Here is an 18,102-nt window from a genome sequence, read left to right as displayed (position 1 = left end):
CGTCGGGCTCCCGCGTGTGGTGCGATAGGGCAATGCCTCGTCTCCGCCGCAGTGATTCGTCGGGCGCCGGTCTCAAGAGGGTCCGTTCCGGTCGCGGGTTCTCCTACCGCGACGCCGACGGCCGCGCCATCCGTGATCCCGATCTGCGGGCCCGCATCGAGCACCTCGCGATCCCCCCGGCCTGGACGGATGTCTGGATCGCCCCCTACCCGAACGGGCACGTGCAGGCGACGGGCGTCGACGCGGCGGGGCGCCGCCAGTACATCTACCACCCGACGTGGCGCGAACAGAAGGACCGCATCAAGTTCGATCGCGCGTTGCGTCTCGCCGAGTCGCTCCCGACCGCGCGGCGGCGGGTCACGATCGACCTGCGGAGCGAGGGGGCGACGCACACGCGAGCTTTGGCCACGGCGTTCCGCATGCTCGACACGGGCTCGTTGCGCATCGGCTCGGAGCGTTACGCGGAGTCGAACGGCAGCCACGGTCTGTCGACGCTTCTGTGCTCACACGCGACTGTGCGGGGCTCCACCGTCGCCCTCAAGTTCCCCGCGAAGAGCGGGCAGGAGTGGGAGAGCGAGATCAGCGACGCGGATCTCGCGACGTCGGTGCGTTCGTTGAAGCGCCGGGGGCCCACGGCCCGTCTGCTGAGTTATCGCGACGAACGCGGGTGGCACCCCCTGCAGCCTGAGGACATCAACACCTACGTTCGGGAGCAGACCGGGGGAGAGTTCACGGCGAAGGACTTCCGCACCCTGCACGGCACGATCGCCGCGGCGGTGAGTCTCGCGAAGCACGGGCCGGAGGAGAAGAAGTCGGCGCGGTCTCGCGCGCTCGCGCAGGCGATGCGCGACGCGGCCGAGGTGCTCGGCAATACCCCGTCGATCGCGAAGACGAGCTATGTCGACCCTCGGGTCGTCGACCACTACCAGCACGGCCGGACCATCTCCCGCGACCGCCTCCACGCCGCCGAGTCGGAGCTGCGCGCCCTGCTCTACGCCTGACCCGCGCCGCCCGCCGCCCCCGCGCTGCCAGCCCTGCCTGCTTGCCCGCCCGCCCGCCCCAGAACACACAGTTTCCGCGAGGGTACGTCGGATCCGACATACCCTCGCGGAAACTGTGTACAGTGGCGGCGGCTTGGGCGCGAAAGCCCGTCCTCCCCGGGGGCGCGGCTTCATCATCCACCCACCGACTCGTGAGGGCACGCCCCTGCGATTCAGGGCTGCCCGACAGTGGCCGGATGTCCGCAGACTCCGTCCCCCGCCTCATCACCTCCGCGGCTGCCCGACGCTCGGGCGTCGCGAACGATCCTCTCGAGCGGGCCGCCGAGCGTGGCGAACTCACGCGCGTGCGGCAGGGGGCGTATGCCGAGACTGTCGACTGGCTCGCTGCGCGACCTGAGGAGAGGCATTACGCTCTCGTCGTCGCCGCTCAGGCCGCCGCGAAGCGTGCGATGGTCTTCTCGCACGAGTCCGCAGCGGGACTCCTCGGCATTCCGGTGCTCGGTGCGTTGCCTTCGCGTCCGCACGCGACATCCGATTTCCTTCGCCCCCGTCGGAGCACGAACGCCGTGATCTGGCACACAGGCGACCTCGCGGGAGACGTGGTCGAGACGGAGGGTTTTCTCTGCACGTCGCCGCTGCGCACCCTGATCGATGTCTTCGGGAGCCGGGACTTCGCGAGTGGCGTCGTGTCGCTCGACCACGTGCTGGCACGACCCGAGATCTACGGTGTTCGTCGCCGCGACCTCCTCGAGAGGTTGAGCCACGTCGGTCCGTTCCGCAATTCGACCCGCGCGGCGCGAGTCGTCGAGTTCGCGACGGGGCTCTCGGAGTCGCCGTTCGAGTCGCTCAGCATGGTCCGCTTCTGGGAGGGCGGGTTTCCGCTCCCGGAGCAGCAGGCCAGGTTCGAGGTCGACGGGGCGGTCTACTTCGCGGACTTCTTTTTCGAGCACGAGGATGTGGTCGGCGAATCCGATGGCCGAGGCAAGTACCGCGACCCGGTGTTCCTGCGCGGGCGGACGCCTGAGGAGGCTCTCGCACAGGAGAAGGAGCGGGAGGACGCCATCCGCTCGTGCGTGCGAGGCTTCGTTCGCTGGGGATGGGACGACGCGATGCAGGCACAGCCGCTCTTCCGCAAGCTCGAGCGGGCGGGCATCCGTGCCTCGCGTGCCCGTCTCGCCACAAAACCCCACCCGAGAGTACGCAGTTTCCGCGAGCGGTAGTCCGATCCGGCGTACGCTCGCGGAAACTGCGTACTCTCGGGGGCGGGATGCACGGCGCACGCCCCCGCGCGGCCTCCGGAACGCGACACGCCCAACGTGACACGCCCGGGTTGCAGCCTGTGTCGGGGTGTGGCAAACTCGTCTAGTTCAACATTCCGGGCAATGCGTCTGGATCACTGCCAGGCAGTGCATAGATCTGAGGCCACGGGCCCGGGTCTAGGCCGCGGGTAGCAGAACTGCAGAAATCCGATCAGAACCCACGCTATCGGCGTGCGCACCATCGGGTATGTCGAACTACGCGACACGCCCGAGTGCGGGGGTCGGACGACGCGACAGGCTTTTGACAGAAAAACAGTGGTGCGACAGCAGAAGTGCTCGAGCAGCGTGTGTGTCCGACAGGACGCGCAAAGGGAACAAAGAGAGTGAGTCACACATGGCGGGACAGAAGATCCGCATTCGACTTAAGTCGTATGACCACGAGGTCATTGACAGCTCGGCGCGCAAGATCGTCGACACGGTGACCCGTGCCGGCGCGACCGTCGTCGGACCGGTGCCCCTTCCTACGGAGAAGAACGTGGTCGTCGTGATCCGCTCTCCTCACAAGTACAAGGACAGCCGCGAGCACTTCGAGAAGCGCACTCACAAGCGCCTGATCGACATCATTGACCCGACGCCGAAGGCGGTCGACTCGCTCATGCGCCTCGACCTCCCCGCCGACGTCAACATCGAGATCAAGCTCTAACGGGAATCCGCATGCCTATTACACAGAGCCAGACAACCAAGACGAGCAAGGGCCTTCTCGGCACCAAGCTCGGGATGACCCAGGTCTGGGACGAGAACAACAAGCTCATCCCCGTGACCGTCATCGAGATCACGCCCAACGTCGTGACGCAGCTGCGCACCCCCGAGGTCGACGGCTACACGGCCGTCCAGATCGCCTACGGGCAGATCGACCCTCGCAAGGTCAACAAGCCCAAGTCGGGTCACTTCGACAAGGCCGGCGTCACGCCGCGCCGTCACGTGACCGAGATCCGCACTGCGGATGCCGCCGACTACACGCTCGGCCAGGAGATCGCAGTCGACATCTTCGAAGCCGGCCAGAAGGTCGACGTCGTCGGCACGAGCAAGGGCAAGGGCTTCGCCGGTGTCATGAAGCGTCACAACTTCAAGGGCGTCAGCGCATCGCACGGTGCACACCGCAACCACCGCAAGCCCGGTTCCATCGGTGCTTCGTCGACCCCCAGCCGTGTCTTCAAGGGCATGCGCATGGCCGGTCGTATGGGTGGCGAGCGCGTGACCGCGATGAGCCTCAAGGTCCAGGCAGTCGACCTCGAGAAGGGTCTCATCCTGGTCAAGGGTGCCGTTCCCGGTGCTCGTGGCCGTCTCGTATTCGTTCGCAACGCAGTGAAGGGGGCGTAACCGATGGTTGACAACGCCAACGCCACGCTCGACGTCATCGACTCGAAGGGCGCCAAGGTCGACTCCGTCGAGCTGCCCGCCGAGACGTTCGACGTGCAGACCAACGTGCCGCTCATCCACCAGGTCGTCGTCGCCCAGCGTGCAGCAGCGCGCCAGGGAACGCACAAGACCAAGGGCCGCGGAGAGGTTTCCGGCGCAGGTCGCAAGCCGTTCAAGCAGAAGGGAACCGGTCGCGCTCGCCAGGGCTCGATCCGTGCTCCCCAGATGACCGGTGGTGGAATCGTCCACGGGCCCACGCCGCGCGACTACGCGCAGCGCACCCCGAAGAAGATGATCGCTGCGGCCCTCCGCGGAGCGCTCTCCGACCGCGCGCGCGGTGGACGCATCCACGTCATCGACTCGCTCTCGGTCGGAGACGTCCCCTCGACCAAGACGATCGTCGCCCTGCTCGACTCGATCGCCACGAGCAAGCACGTTCTCATCGTGCTCACGCGTGACGACGAACTGAGCGCCAAGAGCGTCCGCAACATCCCGTCGGTGCACGTGCTGCCGTTCGATCAGCTCAACGCCTACGACGTTCTCGTCTCCGACGACATCGTCTTCACGCGTGCGGCATTCGATGGCTTCGTCGCCGGACCCGCTGCGGCCCAGCCGAAGTCGACGGATGTCGACGGCGCGCCCAGCAAGAAGCGCGTGAGCCCCGAGCGTGCCGCCGCCGAGAAGGAGAAGGTCTCAGCATGACCGGAATCAACAAAGACCCGCGCGACGTCATCCTGTCGCCCGTCGTCTCCGAGAAGAGCTACGGCTTGATCGACCAGGGCAAGTACACGTTCGTCGTGGACCCCCGTTCGAACAAGACCGAGATCAAGCTCGCCGTCGAAAAGATCTTCGGCGTGCAGGTCGCCTCGGTCAACACCCTGAACAAAAAGGGCAAGACCCGTCGCACCAAGTTCGGGATCGGCAAGCGCAAAGACACCAAGCGCGCGATCGTGACGCTCAAGTCCGGTTCGATCGACATCTTCACGGCTGTCGGCTAAGGGACATAGAGGAATACACATGGCTATTCGCAAATACAAGCCCACGACTCCTGGTCGTCGGGGATCCTCGGTCGCAGATTTCGCCGAGATCACCCGCTCGACCCCGGAGAAGTCGCTGCTTCGTCCGCTCTCCAAGACCGGTGGTCGTAACAACGCCGGTCGCATCACGACTCGTCACATCGGTGGTGGCCACAAGCGCCAGTACCGTGTCATCGACTTCCGTCGCAATGACAAGGACGGCGTGAACGCTCGCGTCGCCGAGATCGAGTACGACCCCAACCGCACGGCACGCATCGCGCTCCTGCACTTCTTCGACGGCTCGAAGCGCTACATCATCGCGCCGAACAAGCTCAAGCAGGGCGACATCGTGGAGTCGGGTGCATCGGCTGACATCAAGCCGGGCAACAACCTCCCGCTCAAGAACATCCCCACCGGTACGGTCATCCACGCGATCGAGCTCAAGCCGGGCGGCGGCGCCAAGATGGCCCGCTCCGCCGGTGCTTCGGTTCGTCTCGTCGCCAAGGACGGTCCCTACGCGCAGCTTCGTCTGCCGTCGGGTGAGATCCGCAACGTCGACGCGCGCTGCCGTGCCACGATCGGCGAGGTCGGCAACGCCGAACAGTCGAACATCAACTGGGGTAAGGCCGGCCGCATGCGCTGGAAGGGCGTCCGCCCGACCGTGCGTGGTGTCGCCATGAACCCCGTCGACCACCCGCACGGTGGTGGTGAGGGCAAGACCTCCGGTGGACGCCACCCGGTCAGCCCGTGGGGCCAGAAAGAGGGCCGCACCCGCCACGCCAACAAAGAGAGCGATCAGCTCATCGTTCGCCGCCGTAACGCCGGCAAGAAGCGCAAGTAGGAGTTGTAGAGGATGCCACGCAGTCTCAAGAAGGGTCCCTTCGTTGACGACCACCTGCTTCGCAAGGTCGTCGGCGCTAACGCGGCCAACAGCAAGAACGTGATCAAGACCTGGTCGCGCCGCTCGATGATCGTCCCGGCAATGCTGGGTCACACCATCGCGGTGCACGACGGTCGCAAGCACATCCCGGTGTTCGTCACCGAGACGATGGTTGGGCACAAGCTCGGTGAGTTTGCCCCCACCCGCACCTTCCGTGGACACGAGAAGGACGACAAGAAGGGTCGTCGCCGCTAACGCGGTGGCGTAAGGAGGAGAGAAATGGTGGAGTCGATCGCACGTGTGCGACACATCCGCGTGACCCCTACGAAGGCTCGTCGTGTCGTCAACATGATCCGCGGCAAGCAGGCGACGGAGGCCTTGGCCATCCTGAAGTTCGCCCCCCAGGGTGCGAGCGAGCCCGTCTTCAAGCTCGTCGCGTCGGCCATGGCCAACGCGCGAGTCAAGGCGGATGCCAGCAACAGCTACCTGAACGACGATGACCTGTTCATCTCGTCGGCCTATGTCGACGAGGGCGCGACGCTCAAGCGTTTCCAGCCGCGTGCACAGGGTCGCGCGTTTCAGATCCTGAAGCGCACGAGCCACATCACGATCGTCTTGGCGACGCCGGACGAGGCGGATGCCGCCTCGACGGGCTCAGCCACAACGACGAAGGCAGGAAAGAAGTAATGGGCCAGAAAGTAAACCCCTACGGCTTCCGTCTGGGAATCACGACCGACCACGTGTCGCGTTGGTTCTCCGACAGCACGAAGGCCGGCCAGCGTTACAGCGACTACGTCGCTGAAGACGTCAAGATCCGCAACCTGCTCAAGACGAGCCTCGACCGTGCCGGTGTGGCACGCATCGAGATCGAGCGCACCCGTGACCGCGTCCGCGTCGACATCCACACGGCCCGTCCGGGCATCGTGATCGGTCGTCGTGGCGCCGAGGCCGAGCGCATCCGCGCCGACCTCGAGAAGCTCTCGGGCAAGCAGATCCAGCTCAACATCCTCGAGGTCAAGAACCCCGAGGCCGAGGCTCAGCTCGTGGCACAGGGAATCGCGGAGCAGCTCAGCGCTCGCGTCGCGTTCCGTCGTGCGATGCGCAAGGGTCTCCAGGGCGCCCAGCGCGCCGGAGCCAAGGGTGTCCGCATCCAGGTCTCCGGTCGTCTCGGTGGTGCTGAGATGAGCCGTTCCGAGTTCTACCGCGAGGGTCGCGTTCCGCTGCACACCCTGCGCGCCAACATCGACTACGGCTTCTACGAGGCCAAGACGACGTTCGGCCGCATCGGCGTGAAGGTCTGGATCTACAAGGGCGACATCACCAACAAGGAGCTCGCTCGCGAGCAGGCCAACGCGAAGTCGTCGCGCCCCGAGCGTCGCGGCGACGACCGTCGTGACGGCGGAGCGCGTCGTGGACCCGCGAGCGGAGCCCCGAGGACCGAGGCTGCTCCGGCAGCAGTAGGAGCAGAGGCGTAATCATGTTGATTCCCCGCAAGGTCAAGCACCGTAAGCAGCACCACCCCGGCCGTAGTGGCCAGGCGACCGGTGGCACGACGGTCTCGTTCGGTGAGTACGGCATCCAGGCCATGACTCCCGCATATGTGACGAACCGCCAGATCGAGGCAGCTCGTATCGCGATGACGCGTCACATCAAGCGTGGTGGAAAGGTGTGGATCAACATCTACCCCGACCGCCCGCTCACCAAGAAGCCCGCCGAGACCCGCATGGGTTCCGGTAAGGGTTCGCCCGAGTGGTGGATCGCGAACGTCAAGCCGGGTCGCGTGCTCTTCGAGCTCAGCGGTGTCTCGGAGACCGTCGCTCGCGAAGCTCTCACTCGTGCAATTCACAAGCTGCCCCTCAAGGCACGCATCATCAAGCGCGAGGAGGGCGACGCATAATGGCGATCGGTTCCAAGGAGCTCGCCCCTGACGAGCTCGACACTTTCGAAGACGACAGGCTCGTCGACGAACTCAAGAAGGCCAAGGAAGAGCTGTTCAACCTGCGCTTCCAGTCGGCCACCGGCCAGCTCGAGAGCCACGGGCGTCTGCGCGCGGTCAAGCGCGACATCGCTCGTATCTACACCGTGATCCGTGAGCGCGAGCTCGGCATCCGTGCCACGCCCGCTCCGATCGAGGTCGAGTCGAAGCCCGCCAAGGCGAGCAAGAAGAAGGCCAAGGCAGACACTGCCACCGACGAGACCGCTCCGGCGGACTCATCCACCGAGAAGAATGAGGAGGCGAAGTAATGGCAACGAAAGACACGAAGACCGCGTCCGACACCACCGTGCACGCCGCTCACGACGTCAAGGATGAGGCTGCTCGCGGTTACCGCAAGTCCCGTCGCGGCTACGTGACGAGCGACAAGATGGACAAGACGATCACCGTCGAGGTCGAGGACCGCGTCAAGCACCCCCTCTACGGCAAGGTCATCCGCCGCACATCCAAGGTCAAGGTCCACGACGAGGCGAATTCCGCCGGCGTCGGCGACCTGGTCATGATCAGCGAGACCCGTCCGCTCAGTGCCACGAAGCGCTGGCGCCTCGTCGAGATCCTCGAAAAGGCCAAGTAAGCGTCCGCGCTTGCTTTCAGTAGGAGATACAGATGCTTCAGCAGGAATCACGAGTCAAGGTCGCTGACAACACCGGCGCCAAAGAGCTGCTCACGATTCGCGTCCTCGGCGGCTCAGGCCGTCGCTACGCCGGTCTCGGCGATGTCATCGTCGCGACCGTCAAGGACGCCATCCCGGGCGGCAACGTCAAGAAGGGTGACGTCGTCAAAGCCGTCATCGTTCGCACCAAGAAGGAGACCCGTCGTCCCGACGGCTCATACATCAAGTTCGACGAGAACGCCGCCGTCATCCTGAAGGCAGACGGGGACCCCCGCGGTACCCGCATCTTCGGACCGGTCGGCCGCGAGCTTCGTGACAAGAAGTTCATGAAGATCATCTCGCTCGCCCCGGAGGTTATTTAGTCATGGCGAACATCAAGAAGGGTGACCTCGTGCAGGTCATCAGCGGCGCCAAGCAAGAGCGTGGCGGTGACCGTGGCAAGCAGGGTCGCGTGCTCGAGGTGCTCAAGGAGAAGAACCGCGTGGTCGTGGAGGGTGTCAACTTCGTCACCAAGCACGTTCGCGTAGGACAGACCCAGCGCGGCTCGAAGACGGGTGGCATCGAGACCCACGAGGCACCCATCCACGTCTCGAACGTCGCCCTCGTCGACCCCACAACGAAGAAGCCGACACGCGTCGGTTTCCGCAACGAGCAGGTGGAGAAGGACGGCGTCACCAAGACCGTCCGCGTCCGCTACGCCAAGAAGTCAGGTGAGGACCTGTAATGACCGACACAACTACTGCCGCGACGGCTGTCAAGGTGCAGCCGCGCCTCAAGCAGAAGTACAAGACCGAGATCTCGGCCCAGCTGCTGAAGGACTTCGGCTTCACGAACGTGCACCAGGTGCCCGGTCTCGTGAAGATCGTCGTCAACACCGGTGTGGGCGAGGCCGCTCGCGACGGCAAGATCATCGACGGGGCCGTCAAGGACCTCACGGCGATCACAGGCCAGAAGCCCGTCGTCACCAATGCGCGCAAGTCGATCGCTCAGTTCAAGCTGCGCGAGGGCCAGCCCATCGGCGCCCACGTCACCCTCCGTGGTGACCGCGCGTGGGAGTTCCTCGACCGTCTGCTGTCGCTCGCGCTTCCGCGTATCCGTGACTTCCGCGGACTGAGCGACAAGCAGTTCGACGGCCGCGGCAACTACACCTTCGGTCTCACCGAGCAGTCGATGTTCCACGAGATCGACCAGGACAAGATCGACCGCGTGCGTGGTTTCGACATCACCGTCGTCACCACCGCGAAGAACGACGACGAGGGTCGCGCGCTGCTCAAGGCGCTCGGTTTCCCGTTCCGCAACGCCCAGAACACCCCGTAACACCTCACGCATCACCGATCGACCAGGTCGGCATGTCCGCGTAACGGATGCCGAAACCAGACGAGATAAAGGAATCAACTCATGACAATGACAGATCCGGTCGCAGACCTGCTGACCAGACTGCGCAACGCGAATTCGGCCTTTCACGAGACCGTGTCGCTTCCGAGCAGCAACCTCAAGACCCACATCGCCGAGATCCTCCAGAAGGAGGGCTACATCACGGGATGGAAGGTCGAAGACGCTCGCGTCGGCAAGACCCTCACGATCGACCTGAAGTACGGCCCCAACCGTGAGCGTTCGATTGCGGGCATCAAGCGCGTGTCGAAGCCCGGCCTCCGCGTCTACGCGAAGTCGACCGAGATTCCCAACGTTCTCGGCGGTCTCGGTGTCGCAATCCTGTCGACCTCCTCTGGCCTCCTCACGGACCGCCAGGCAACCTCGAAAGGCGTGGGTGGGGAAGTCCTCGCCTACGTGTGGTAACCCGTCATGTCACGAATCGGAAGACTTCCCATTCCCGTGCCTGCCGGCGTCGACATCACCGTCGATGGCGCAGCGGTCACGGTCAAAGGCCCGAAGGGTGAGCTCTCGCTCACCGTCGCGAGCCCCATCCAGGTCGCCCTCGAAGACGGCCAGGTGCTCGTCACCCGCCCCGACGACGAGCGCGAGTCGCGGTCGCTCCACGGACTGACCCGCACGCTCATCGCGAACCAGATCATCGGCGTCACGAACGGCTACTCCAAGGGCCTCGAGATCGTCGGTACCGGTTACCGCGTCGCAGCCAAGGGCGAGACGCTCGAGTTCGCTCTCGGTTTCTCGCACCCCGTCGTCGTCACCCCGCCCGCAGGCATCTCGTTCGCGGTCGAGGGCAACAACAAGCTCACCGTCCACGGAATCGACAAGCAAGCCGTCGGTGAAGTGGCCGCAAACATCCGCAAGCTGCGCAAGCCCGAGCCCTACAAGGGCAAGGGTGTGCGCTACGCAGGCGAAGTAGTCCGCCGCAAGGCCGGAAAGAGTGGTAAGTGATCATGGCTCTCGGAACTAGAGGCAAGAGCAAGTCGGCCGCCAAGGGTCGCCGACACACCCGCCTTCGCAAGAAGGTCGTGGGAACCGAGGTGCGTCCGCGCCTCGTCGTCACCCGGTCGGCGCGTCACGTCTTCGTGCAGGTCGTCGACGACAGCAAGGGTTTTACCCTCGCGTCGGCGTCGACTCTCGAGTCGGACATGCGCACCTTCGACGGTGACAAGACGGCGAAGGCCAAGCGCGTCGGCGAACTCATCGCCGAGCGCGCGAAGACCGCCGGTATCGACGCCGTCGTCTTCGACCGCGGTGGTAACCGCTACGCCGGTCGCGTCGCCGCGATCGCCGATGGAGCCAGGGAAGGCGGGTTGGACCTGTGAGCGACGCAACAACCAACAAGGAGCAGACCGTGGAGCCGACCAAGGCCGTGGAGCCCGACTCGACGGAGACGGCAGTCGTTCAGACCGCTGTCGTCGAGACGGCAGCCGGTACGGACAACAGCGCGACGACCGAGCCGCGCGAAGCGCGTCGCGGTGGCCGTGAGCGCAACCCGAACCAGCAGCGTGGCTCGCGCGACAGCGAGAAGAGCCAGTTCCTCGAGCGCGTCGTCACGATCAACCGCGTGTCGAAGGTCGTCAAGGGTGGTCGTCGCTTCAGCTTCACCGCTCTCGTCGTCGTCGGTGACGGTAACGGTCTCGTGGGCGTCGGATACGGCAAGGCTCGCGAAGTTCCGACCGCGATCTCGAAGGGCGTCGAAGAGGCGAAGAAGAACTTCTTCCGCGTTCCCCGCGTCGCCCAGACGATCCCGCACCCCGTGCAGGGTGAAGCTGCCGCCGGCGTCGTGCTTCTGCGCCCCGCATCCGCGGGTACCGGTGTTATCGCCGGTGGTCCCGTCCGTGCCGTGCTCGAGTGCGCCGGCATCCACGACGTCCTGAGCAAGTCGCTCGGGTCGTCGAACACGATCAACATCGTCCAGGCCACCGTCGCTGCCCTCAAGCAGCTCGAGGAGCCCGCTGCGGTCGCCGCACGCCGGGGTCTGTCGGTCGAGGACGTCGCGCCTGCTCGCCTCCTGCGTGCCCAGGCTGACGCGAAGGCAGGTGTCTGATGGCCGCGCGCCTGAAGGTGACCCAGATCAAATCGAAAATCAGTGAGAAGCAGAACCAGCGCGACACGTTGCGGAGCCTCGGGCTCAAGCGCATCGGCGACATCGTGGTTCGCGAAGACAATTCGCAGAACCGCGGCTACGTCCGTACCGTCGCTCACCTGGTCAAGGTCGAGGAGATTGACTAATGGCTGAAGACACCACTCCGGCGGAGAAGGCCCCCAAGGCCGAGACCGCCGCGAAGACCAAGAAGGCTCCGGCCAAGGCTGCTGCCGACACCACGTCGGCCGCGAAGAAGCCCGCGACCAAGAAGCCCGCAGCGAAGGCAGACGCGCCCAAGGCCGACGACGCGAAGGCGGACACCAAGCCCGCCACCGCGAAGAAGCCCGCCGCGAAGAAGCCTGCAGCCAAGAAGCCCGGTTCGGCGGATGCCTCGGCTGACGCCGCATCGTCGACGACGTCCGCTCCGGCGAAGAAGGCCGCTCAGGCCGACGTCGTCGTGCGTCCGCAGGTGCTCAAGATGCACCACCTCCGCCCCGCGCCCGGTGCCAAGAAGGACCGCATGCGCGTGGGTCGTGGTGAGGGCTCGAAGGGTAAGACCGCGGGTCGCGGAACCAAGGGAACCAAGGCCCGTTACTCGATGCGCCCCGGTTTCGAGGGTGGAAACATCAACTTCGTCATGCGTGCTCCGAAGCTGCGCGGGTTCAAGAACCCGTTCCGCGTCGAGTACCAGGTCGTCAACCTCGAGAAGCTCGCCGAGCTCTACCCGTCGGGCGGAGACGTCACGGTGCAGGATCTCGTGCTCAAGGGCGCCGTTCGCAAGAACGAGAAGGTCAAGGTTCTCGGCAATGGTGACATTGCGGTTAAGCTGACTGTTGCGGTCGACAAGGTCTCCGGCTCAGCAGAGCAGAAGATCGTCGCCGCGGGCGGCTCGATCAAGTAACAGGTCGAACCAGCACCATCCAGCCGCGGTGGCCCGAAAGGGCCACCGCTCGGCTGTTTCAGAGCAACCAGGAGGACCTCGTGTTCAGAGCTGTCGCGCGGATTTTCCGCACGCCCGACCTTCGCAGGAAGATCGGGTTCACGCTCGGCATCGTGGCGATCTTCCGGCTGGGGTCGTTCATCCCGGCGCCGTACGTCGACTACGGCAACATCCAAGAGTGCATCGCCTCGAATGACGGAACGACGGGGCTCTACGAGCTCGTCAACCTCTTCAGCGGTGGCGCTCTGCTCCAACTCTCGGTCTTCGCGCTCGGGATCATGCCGTACATCACGGCGTCGATCATCACGCAGCTCCTGCGTGTGGTCATCCCGCACTTCGACACCCTCCACAAGGAGGGCCAGACCGGGCAGGCGAAGCTCACCCAGTACACGCGCTACCTGACGATCGCGCTCGCGATCCTCCAGTCGACGACTCTCATCACCGTGGCCCGGAGTGGCGCGCTGTTCCCGTCGACGACCGGCGTCCCCGCCTGCAGCAACCTCATCACCGACCCGTCGTGGTACGCCACGCTCCTCATGGTCATCACGATGACCGCGGGCACCGGCCTCATCATGTGGCTCGGCGAGCTCATCACCGAGCGCGGCGTCGGTAACGGCATGTCGCTCCTCATCTTCACCTCGATCGCCGCGACGTTCCCGAGCGCCCTCTGGGGCATCGCCCTCGCGCAGAGCTTCGAGGTCTTCCTCCTCGTGCTCGCCGTCGGCCTCGTCATCATGTGCGCGGTCGTCTTCGTCGAGCAGTCTCAGCGGCGCATCCCCGTGCAGTACGCCAAGCGCATGGTCGGGCGACGCACCTACGGTGGAAACAACACCTACATCCCGATCAAGGTCAACATGGCCGGCGTCGTGCCCGTGATCTTCGCATCGTCGCTGCTCTATCTGCCGTCGCTCATCGCGCAGTTCAACCAGCCTGCAGACGGAAGCCCGCCCGCACCCTGGGTGACGTGGATCACCGACAACCTGCGCACGGGCGACAACCCGCTGTACATGCTCATGTACTTCCTGCTCATCGTCGGGTTCACCTACTTCTACGTCGCGATCACCTTCAACCCCGAAGAGGTCGCCGACAACATGAAGAAGTACGGCGGATTCATCCCCGGCATCCGCGCGGGACGTCCGACGGCCGAGTACCTCGACTACGTGCTCACGAGGGTCACCCTGCCCGGTTCGCTCTACCTCGGATTCATCGCGCTCATCCCGCTCATCGCTCTCGCGACCGTGGGTGCCAACGCGAACTTCCCGTTCGGCGGCGCGAGCATCCTCATCATCGTCGGCGTCGGTCTCGAGACGGTCAAACAGATCGACTCGCAACTGCAGCAGCGGCACTACGAGGGACTTCTCCGGTGACCCGGCTCCTCATCGTCGGCCCGCCCGGTGCGGGCAAGGGCACGCAGGCCGCGCAGATCGCACGGACCTACGGGATCCCGGCGATCGCGACGGGCGACATCTTCCGTCACAACATCAAGAACCGGACGGAGCTCGGCCAGAAGGTCCAGGCGATCGTCGACGCGGGGGACTACGTTCCCGACGAGCTCACGAACGAGCTCGTCGCGGCGCGACTCACGGAACCCGATGCCCTCGACGGTTTCCTCCTCGACGGCTACCCGCGCACGCTCGACCAGGTGACGTTCCTCGACGAGCTCCTCGCGTCGAAGGACCAGGCGCTCGACGCCGTCGTGCAGCTCGTCGCCGACACCGATGAGGTCGTCTCCCGTCTGCGCCGCCGCGCCGTCGACCAGGGCAGGCTCGACGATTCGGAAGACGCCATCCGTCACCGTCAAGAAGTGTTCGCTCGCGAGACCGCGCCGATCGTCGCCGGCTACTCGGAGCGTGGCCTCCTCGTCGAGGTCGACGGGCTCGGCGCGATCGACGAGGTCGGTCAGCGCATCAGCACGGCTCTGCTCGAGCGCGGTGTCACCGTGCCGGTCGAAGAGTCGGCACCCACCGCGGGCTGAGAACCGTGCGTTCCCGGTCGATCTACAAGTCGCCGGCCGAGATGCGGGCGATGCTCGAACCCGGCCGCATCACGGCGGCCGCGCTGTCTGCAGTCCGGGACGCGATCCGCCCCGGTGTCACGACCCTCGAACTCGACGCGATCGCGGAAGGGGTCATCCGCGATGCCGGGGCCGAGCCGAATTTCGCCCTCGAGCCCGGATACCGCCACACGATCTGCGCGTCGGTCAACGACGATGTGGTGCATGGGATCCCGACTGATCGCCCTCTCGAGGCGGGCGACATCCTCTCGATCGACTGCGGGGCGCTCTTCGAAGGGTGGAACGGCGACGCGGCGTTCACTGTCGTGCTTCCGGATGACGGTCAGGAGTCCCGCGTGCGGTCGCGGTCGCGCTTGTCGGCGGTCACCGAGGGATCGTTGTGGGCGGGGATCGCCGCTCTCGCGTCGGCCAAGCACCTCGGCGCGGTGGGCGAGGCGATCGAGGCGGCTGTCGATGCTCGAGGACAGTACGGGATCGTCGAGGGCTACGCCGGTCACGGGATCGGCCGCGCGATGCACGAAGAGCCGTCGGTGTTTAACTACGCCGTGCGGGGGAGGGGCGCCGCGATCAAACCCGGCCTCGTCGTCGCGATCGAGCCCATGGTCACCGCGGGGTCGTCGGACACCGTTGTGAGGGACGACGAGTGGACGGTCGCGACGAGCGACGGTTCCGACGCCGCGCACTGGGAGCACTCGGTCGCGGTCCACGCGCACGGCGTCTGGGTGCTCACGGCTCCCGACGGCGGTCGTGCCGGACTCGCGCCCTTCGGGGTCGTGCCGACCCCGCTCGCCTGACACACCGCGAGAGAGTGCCTACTTGTCGATGCTCCGAACGAGCTCTTCGATGAACGAGGGGAAGTCGGCGGATCCGCGGATGATGCGGTGCACATCGTCGCGCTCGGCGAAGACCGACACGAACTGGTCGAAGAGGGACTGGAAGGTCGTTCGATCCGACGCGCTGAACGCGATGAGCGCGACGACGTTGACCCTGTTGTCGCCCCACTCGATCGGCGACTCGTTGACAGCGATGCAGATCGCGGTGCGCTGGGCCGTCATCCCGATCGCGTGAGGCACCGCGAGGCTGTCGGTGAACGCGGTCGACGACATGCGTTCGCGGTCGATCGCGTGAGCGACATAGTCGGTGTCGATGATGTCGAGGGCGACCATGCGCTCACCGAGCGCCCGGATGATGTTCTCGCGGCCGTCGACCTCGAGGTTGCGCACGAAGAGTGACTCGTCGAAGAACAGCAGGAGGTCGTCTTTGAGTCGCAACCGGCGGCGTTGCCGCCTCACTCGCCGCACGGCGCGTCGGACCGCGTCGACGTCGTCGTCGGTGAGGAAGGGCTGGATGACGACGGTGTCGTCGGTCGTGCGCACGTCGGGCAGCGTCGTCACGACGATGTCCGTCGCGAGGGCGTGCCAGTCGATGTCGGTGCGGGTGATGACGATCTCGACGTGCAGCTGATCTCCGAGCGCCGCTTCGAGTCGCTCGCGCAGGATCGTGTGCATGTCGTAGTAGTTCGGGCACACGATCGCGCACGTCACGCGTTCCTCGCGCTTGGATTGCCTCTCGAGATACGAGCCGACGTGCAGGGCGATGTAGGAGATCTCGTCGTCGTTGATGGCGACGTGCTCGCTGCGCTGGATCTCGCTCGCGATGAAGACGGCGATCTCGTAGATGAGGGGGTAGGCCGTCTTGATCGATCTCGTCATCGGATTGCGCGAGTACGACTGATCGTGCGCGCGGGCGATGAGGTTGCTGACGTGCAGCGAGAGCCGCACGATGAACTCCTCGTTGTGCAGATCGACGAGATACTCCTCGGCGACGCGCTCGACGATGGAGCGCACGAGCGCGAGCTCGCGGTCGACCGCGAGCGAGGCGACATCCGTCTGCGTCGCGGTATATCCGCGCGTGATGACGCGCGTCGTCAGCAGAGATGCGAGGTAGGAGAGGTCCGTCGGCGATAGTGCGACCCCGAATCGGGCGACGATGAGCGCGTCGAGCTCGGTCGAGACTCCCGCGACGGATTCGTGACGCGCATCGATCTCCGCCGACGACGGCAACTGCCGTTTGGCGGCGCGATCGACCGCTATGGCGACGTGCAGGAGCACGTTGTTGATGCCGTACTCGTTGACGAAATACCCGTGGCCGTCGAGCATGGCGATGAGATCGGTCTTGAACCCGCGCAGATCCGACGACGCGAACTCCCTCTCGATGCTGTCGATCTCGAGAAAACCCTGCGCCCCCTCGTCACGGAACATGCGGCTGATGAGTCGACGGAGTCGGTGCTCGGGGCCGTCGAGGACGACACGGTTGTCGCGACGCAGAAGGCGCAGTCCGGCCGACTCCACTTCGGGGCGGAGTTTGCGCAGGTCCGACTCGATCGTCGACTCGCTCACGAACATCCCGTCGGCGAGGTCGTAGAGGTCGAGACCCTCGGGCGCATCGCCGAGTCGACGCACGAGGTGGTAGATCCGGTCGCTCGGCGACCCCGTGTCGCCCGGCGAGGTCGGCTTCGCGGAGAGGAAGGAGGCGTAGGCCTCACGATCGAGCCGATACCCGTTCGTCGACGACTCGATGACCTCGAGCGGAGCGGCCAGGCCCTTCACCGCGGTGACGTAGCTGCGCACGCTGCGTGTCGTGACCCCGAGGTGGTCGGCGAGCTCGCTCGCGGTCACCCACCCGGCGTCGGATCGGAGGTAGGCGAGCAGCCGTTCGTGTCTGTCGCTCATCGTCTCCACCCTAGGCCTTCGTTTCCGGGGGTGCGGAAGCAAGCCTGCTGGCGCAGTGCTTGGCACGGGAGGGAGGATGGTCGAACAAGGTTTGTGAGCGCAAGGAGGCGTGCGATGCAGCGAGTTCTCGTCGTCTGCGGTGCGGGCGCATCCAGCTCATTCCTCGTCCACTGGCTCCGGCGTGAAGCGACCGCCCGCGCCGACGACATCCGGTTCGATGCCGGATCGATCGACGACATCGACACGGCTCTCGAGGATGTCGACGTGCTCCTCGTCGGGCATCACCTCGCCGCGGTGTATCCCGCTCTCGAAGACTCCGCGGTGCGTGCGGGTGTCGCATCGGCTCTGCTCGAGCCCGTCGGCTTCGACTCCGCCGGTGCTCGCACGGCCTACGCGGCCCTCGGCCCCCTTCTCGACCGCGGTCTCGTCCGCGGCGCCTCCTCGCCCGCATCCCCCTCTGGAGAAACCCATGCCTGAACAGAACGTCGTCGTCGCATCCGCTCACGGATTGCACGCGCGACCCGCCTCGCTCTTCACCCAGGCGGCAGCCAGAGCGGGCATCCCCGTGACGATCACGAAGAACGGCAAGTCCGTGAACGCCGCGAGCATCCTCGGAGTGATCTCCCTCGGAATCGACCACGATGACGAAGTGACCGTGGGAGCCGAAGGCGAGTCGGCCGACGACGTCGTCGCCGAGCTCGTCGCGCTCCTCGCCACAGACATGGACGCCGAATGATCGGTCGCCCCTCAAACCCAC

Annotated in this window: 28 protein-coding genes; 27 read left to right on the top strand and 1 reads right to left on the bottom strand. The window is 65.6% G+C overall.

The window, feature by feature from the left end:
- Window positions 1-32 precede the first annotated feature (32 nt).
- The 25 genes from ACLHG5_RS13075 to map all read left to right on the top strand — a co-directional run bounded on the left by ACLHG5_RS13075 (window position 33) and on the right by map (window position 15,407).
- Window positions 33-1,001, top strand: coding sequence for a DNA topoisomerase IB (locus ACLHG5_RS13075; RefSeq protein WP_411317309.1), 969 nt, complete (start codon window positions 33-35; stop codon window positions 999-1,001).
- 236 nt (window positions 1,002-1,237) lie between these two features.
- Window positions 1,238-2,221, top strand: a complete 984-nt coding sequence (locus tag ACLHG5_RS13070; protein ID WP_411319080.1) for a hypothetical protein — start codon at window positions 1,238-1,240, stop codon at window positions 2,219-2,221.
- A gap of 433 nt (window positions 2,222-2,654) precedes the next feature.
- Window positions 2,655-2,963: a 30S ribosomal protein S10 gene (gene rpsJ, locus ACLHG5_RS13065; protein ID WP_021010896.1), complete on the top strand. Its 309-nt coding sequence runs from the start codon at window positions 2,655-2,657 to the stop codon at window positions 2,961-2,963.
- An 11-nt stretch (window positions 2,964-2,974) separates the two neighbouring features.
- Window positions 2,975-3,640: a 50S ribosomal protein L3 gene (gene rplC, locus ACLHG5_RS13060; RefSeq protein WP_411317311.1), complete on the top strand. Its 666-nt coding sequence runs from the start codon at window positions 2,975-2,977 to the stop codon at window positions 3,638-3,640.
- A 3-nt stretch (window positions 3,641-3,643) separates the two neighbouring features.
- Entirely contained in the window at window positions 3,644-4,381 is a 738-nt protein-coding gene (gene rplD / locus ACLHG5_RS13055; RefSeq protein WP_411317312.1) for a 50S ribosomal protein L4, read from the top strand.
- On the top strand, window positions 4,378-4,677 hold the full coding sequence (rplW, locus tag ACLHG5_RS13050; RefSeq protein WP_411317313.1) for a 50S ribosomal protein L23: 300 nt from the start codon (window positions 4,378-4,380) through the stop codon (window positions 4,675-4,677). Before rplD ends, rplW begins: the two co-directional genes overlap by 4 nt.
- Window positions 4,678-4,696: 19 nt before the next feature.
- A complete protein-coding gene (gene rplB / locus ACLHG5_RS13045; protein WP_411317314.1) occupies window positions 4,697-5,536 on the top strand; it encodes a 50S ribosomal protein L2 in 840 nt (279 codons plus the stop codon).
- A 12-nt stretch (window positions 5,537-5,548) separates the two neighbouring features.
- On the top strand, window positions 5,549-5,830 hold the full coding sequence (gene rpsS, locus ACLHG5_RS13040; protein WP_411317315.1) for a 30S ribosomal protein S19: 282 nt from the start codon (window positions 5,549-5,551) through the stop codon (window positions 5,828-5,830).
- Window positions 5,831-5,854: 24 nt separating this feature from the next.
- Window positions 5,855-6,262: a 50S ribosomal protein L22 gene (gene rplV / locus ACLHG5_RS13035; protein ID WP_411317316.1), complete on the top strand. Its 408-nt coding sequence runs from the start codon at window positions 5,855-5,857 to the stop codon at window positions 6,260-6,262.
- Window positions 6,262-7,050, top strand: coding sequence for a 30S ribosomal protein S3 (rpsC, locus tag ACLHG5_RS13030; RefSeq protein ID WP_411317317.1), 789 nt, complete (start codon window positions 6,262-6,264; stop codon window positions 7,048-7,050). The genes rplV and rpsC overlap by 1 nt, the downstream gene beginning before the upstream one ends.
- Window positions 7,051-7,052: 2 nt before the next feature.
- Entirely contained in the window at window positions 7,053-7,472 is a 420-nt protein-coding gene (gene rplP / locus ACLHG5_RS13025) for a 50S ribosomal protein L16 (protein WP_411317318.1), read from the top strand.
- On the top strand, window positions 7,472-7,819 hold the full coding sequence (gene rpmC / locus ACLHG5_RS13020; RefSeq protein ID WP_411317319.1) for a 50S ribosomal protein L29: 348 nt from the start codon (window positions 7,472-7,474) through the stop codon (window positions 7,817-7,819). Before rplP ends, rpmC begins: the two co-directional genes overlap by 1 nt.
- Window positions 7,819-8,142, top strand: a complete 324-nt coding sequence (gene rpsQ, locus ACLHG5_RS13015; RefSeq protein ID WP_411317320.1) for a 30S ribosomal protein S17 — start codon at window positions 7,819-7,821, stop codon at window positions 8,140-8,142. Before rpmC ends, rpsQ begins: the two co-directional genes overlap by 1 nt.
- Window positions 8,143-8,174: 32 nt before the next feature.
- Window positions 8,175-8,543, top strand: coding sequence for a 50S ribosomal protein L14 (gene rplN / locus ACLHG5_RS13010; RefSeq protein ID WP_411317321.1), 369 nt, complete (start codon window positions 8,175-8,177; stop codon window positions 8,541-8,543).
- A gap of 2 nt (window positions 8,544-8,545) precedes the next feature.
- On the top strand, window positions 8,546-8,905 hold the full coding sequence (rplX, locus tag ACLHG5_RS13005) for a 50S ribosomal protein L24 (RefSeq protein ID WP_411317322.1): 360 nt from the start codon (window positions 8,546-8,548) through the stop codon (window positions 8,903-8,905).
- Window positions 8,905-9,498 carry a 50S ribosomal protein L5 gene (gene rplE, locus ACLHG5_RS13000; RefSeq protein ID WP_411317323.1) on the top strand — a complete coding sequence of 198 codons (594 nt, stop codon included), beginning with the start codon at window positions 8,905-8,907 and terminating at the stop codon, window positions 9,496-9,498. The genes rplX and rplE overlap by 1 nt, the downstream gene beginning before the upstream one ends.
- 81 nt (window positions 9,499-9,579) lie before the next feature.
- Window positions 9,580-9,978 carry a 30S ribosomal protein S8 gene (gene rpsH / locus ACLHG5_RS12995; RefSeq protein ID WP_411317324.1) on the top strand — a complete coding sequence of 133 codons (399 nt, stop codon included), beginning with the start codon at window positions 9,580-9,582 and terminating at the stop codon, window positions 9,976-9,978.
- Between the two features lie 6 nt (window positions 9,979-9,984).
- Window positions 9,985-10,521 (top strand): 50S ribosomal protein L6, encoded by a 537-nt coding sequence (gene rplF / locus ACLHG5_RS12990; protein WP_411317325.1) that lies wholly within the window; start codon window positions 9,985-9,987, stop codon window positions 10,519-10,521.
- A 2-nt stretch (window positions 10,522-10,523) separates the two neighbouring features.
- Window positions 10,524-10,895 carry a 50S ribosomal protein L18 gene (gene rplR, locus ACLHG5_RS12985; protein WP_411317326.1) on the top strand — a complete coding sequence of 124 codons (372 nt, stop codon included), beginning with the start codon at window positions 10,524-10,526 and terminating at the stop codon, window positions 10,893-10,895.
- Window positions 10,896-10,942: 47 nt separating this feature from the next.
- Window positions 10,943-11,620: a 30S ribosomal protein S5 gene (gene rpsE / locus ACLHG5_RS12980; protein ID WP_411317484.1), complete on the top strand. Its 678-nt coding sequence runs from the start codon at window positions 10,943-10,945 to the stop codon at window positions 11,618-11,620.
- Window positions 11,620-11,805, top strand: a complete 186-nt coding sequence (gene rpmD, locus ACLHG5_RS12975) for a 50S ribosomal protein L30 (protein ID WP_411317327.1) — start codon at window positions 11,620-11,622, stop codon at window positions 11,803-11,805. Before rpsE ends, rpmD begins: the two co-directional genes overlap by 1 nt.
- The gene (gene rplO / locus ACLHG5_RS12970; RefSeq protein WP_411317328.1) at window positions 11,805-12,560 is read left to right on the top strand and encodes a 50S ribosomal protein L15; all 756 of its coding nucleotides are present in this window, start codon (window positions 11,805-11,807) and stop codon (window positions 12,558-12,560) included. The genes rpmD and rplO overlap by 1 nt, the downstream gene beginning before the upstream one ends.
- Before the next feature lie 80 nt (window positions 12,561-12,640).
- The gene (secY, locus tag ACLHG5_RS12965; RefSeq protein WP_411317329.1) at window positions 12,641-13,966 is read left to right on the top strand and encodes a preprotein translocase subunit SecY; all 1,326 of its coding nucleotides are present in this window, start codon (window positions 12,641-12,643) and stop codon (window positions 13,964-13,966) included.
- Entirely contained in the window at window positions 13,963-14,574 is a 612-nt protein-coding gene (locus ACLHG5_RS12960) for an adenylate kinase (RefSeq protein ID WP_411317330.1), read from the top strand. The genes secY and ACLHG5_RS12960 overlap by 4 nt, the downstream gene beginning before the upstream one ends.
- Window positions 14,575-14,579: 5 nt before the next feature.
- The gene (map, locus tag ACLHG5_RS12955; RefSeq protein ID WP_411319079.1) at window positions 14,580-15,407 is read left to right on the top strand and encodes a type I methionyl aminopeptidase; all 828 of its coding nucleotides are present in this window, start codon (window positions 14,580-14,582) and stop codon (window positions 15,405-15,407) included.
- An 18-nt stretch (window positions 15,408-15,425) separates the two neighbouring features.
- Here map and ACLHG5_RS12950 read toward each other — a convergent pair whose 3' ends face one another.
- A complete protein-coding gene (locus ACLHG5_RS12950; protein ID WP_411319078.1) occupies window positions 15,426-17,345 on the bottom strand; it encodes a BglG family transcription antiterminator in 1,920 nt (639 codons plus the stop codon).
- 114 nt (window positions 17,346-17,459) lie between these two features.
- On the opposite strand from ACLHG5_RS12950, the gene ACLHG5_RS12945 reads away from it, so the two are divergent.
- Window positions 17,460-17,822 (top strand): PTS sugar transporter subunit IIB, encoded by a 363-nt coding sequence (locus ACLHG5_RS12945; RefSeq protein WP_411319077.1) that lies wholly within the window; start codon window positions 17,460-17,462, stop codon window positions 17,820-17,822.
- Complete coding sequence (locus ACLHG5_RS12940) at window positions 17,815-18,081, top strand: HPr family phosphocarrier protein (protein ID WP_411319076.1); 267 nt, start codon at window positions 17,815-17,817, stop codon at window positions 18,079-18,081. Before ACLHG5_RS12945 ends, ACLHG5_RS12940 begins: the two co-directional genes overlap by 8 nt.
- The last annotated feature ends 21 nt before the right edge of the window (window positions 18,082-18,102 follow it).

This window comes from Marisediminicola sp. LYQ85, from assembly GCF_046600695.1.
Lineage (GTDB): Bacteria > Actinomycetota > Actinomycetes > Actinomycetales > Microbacteriaceae > Marisediminicola.
The sequence above is the reverse complement of the archived record's forward strand: the minus strand, read 5'-3'. Positions and strand labels throughout refer to the sequence as shown.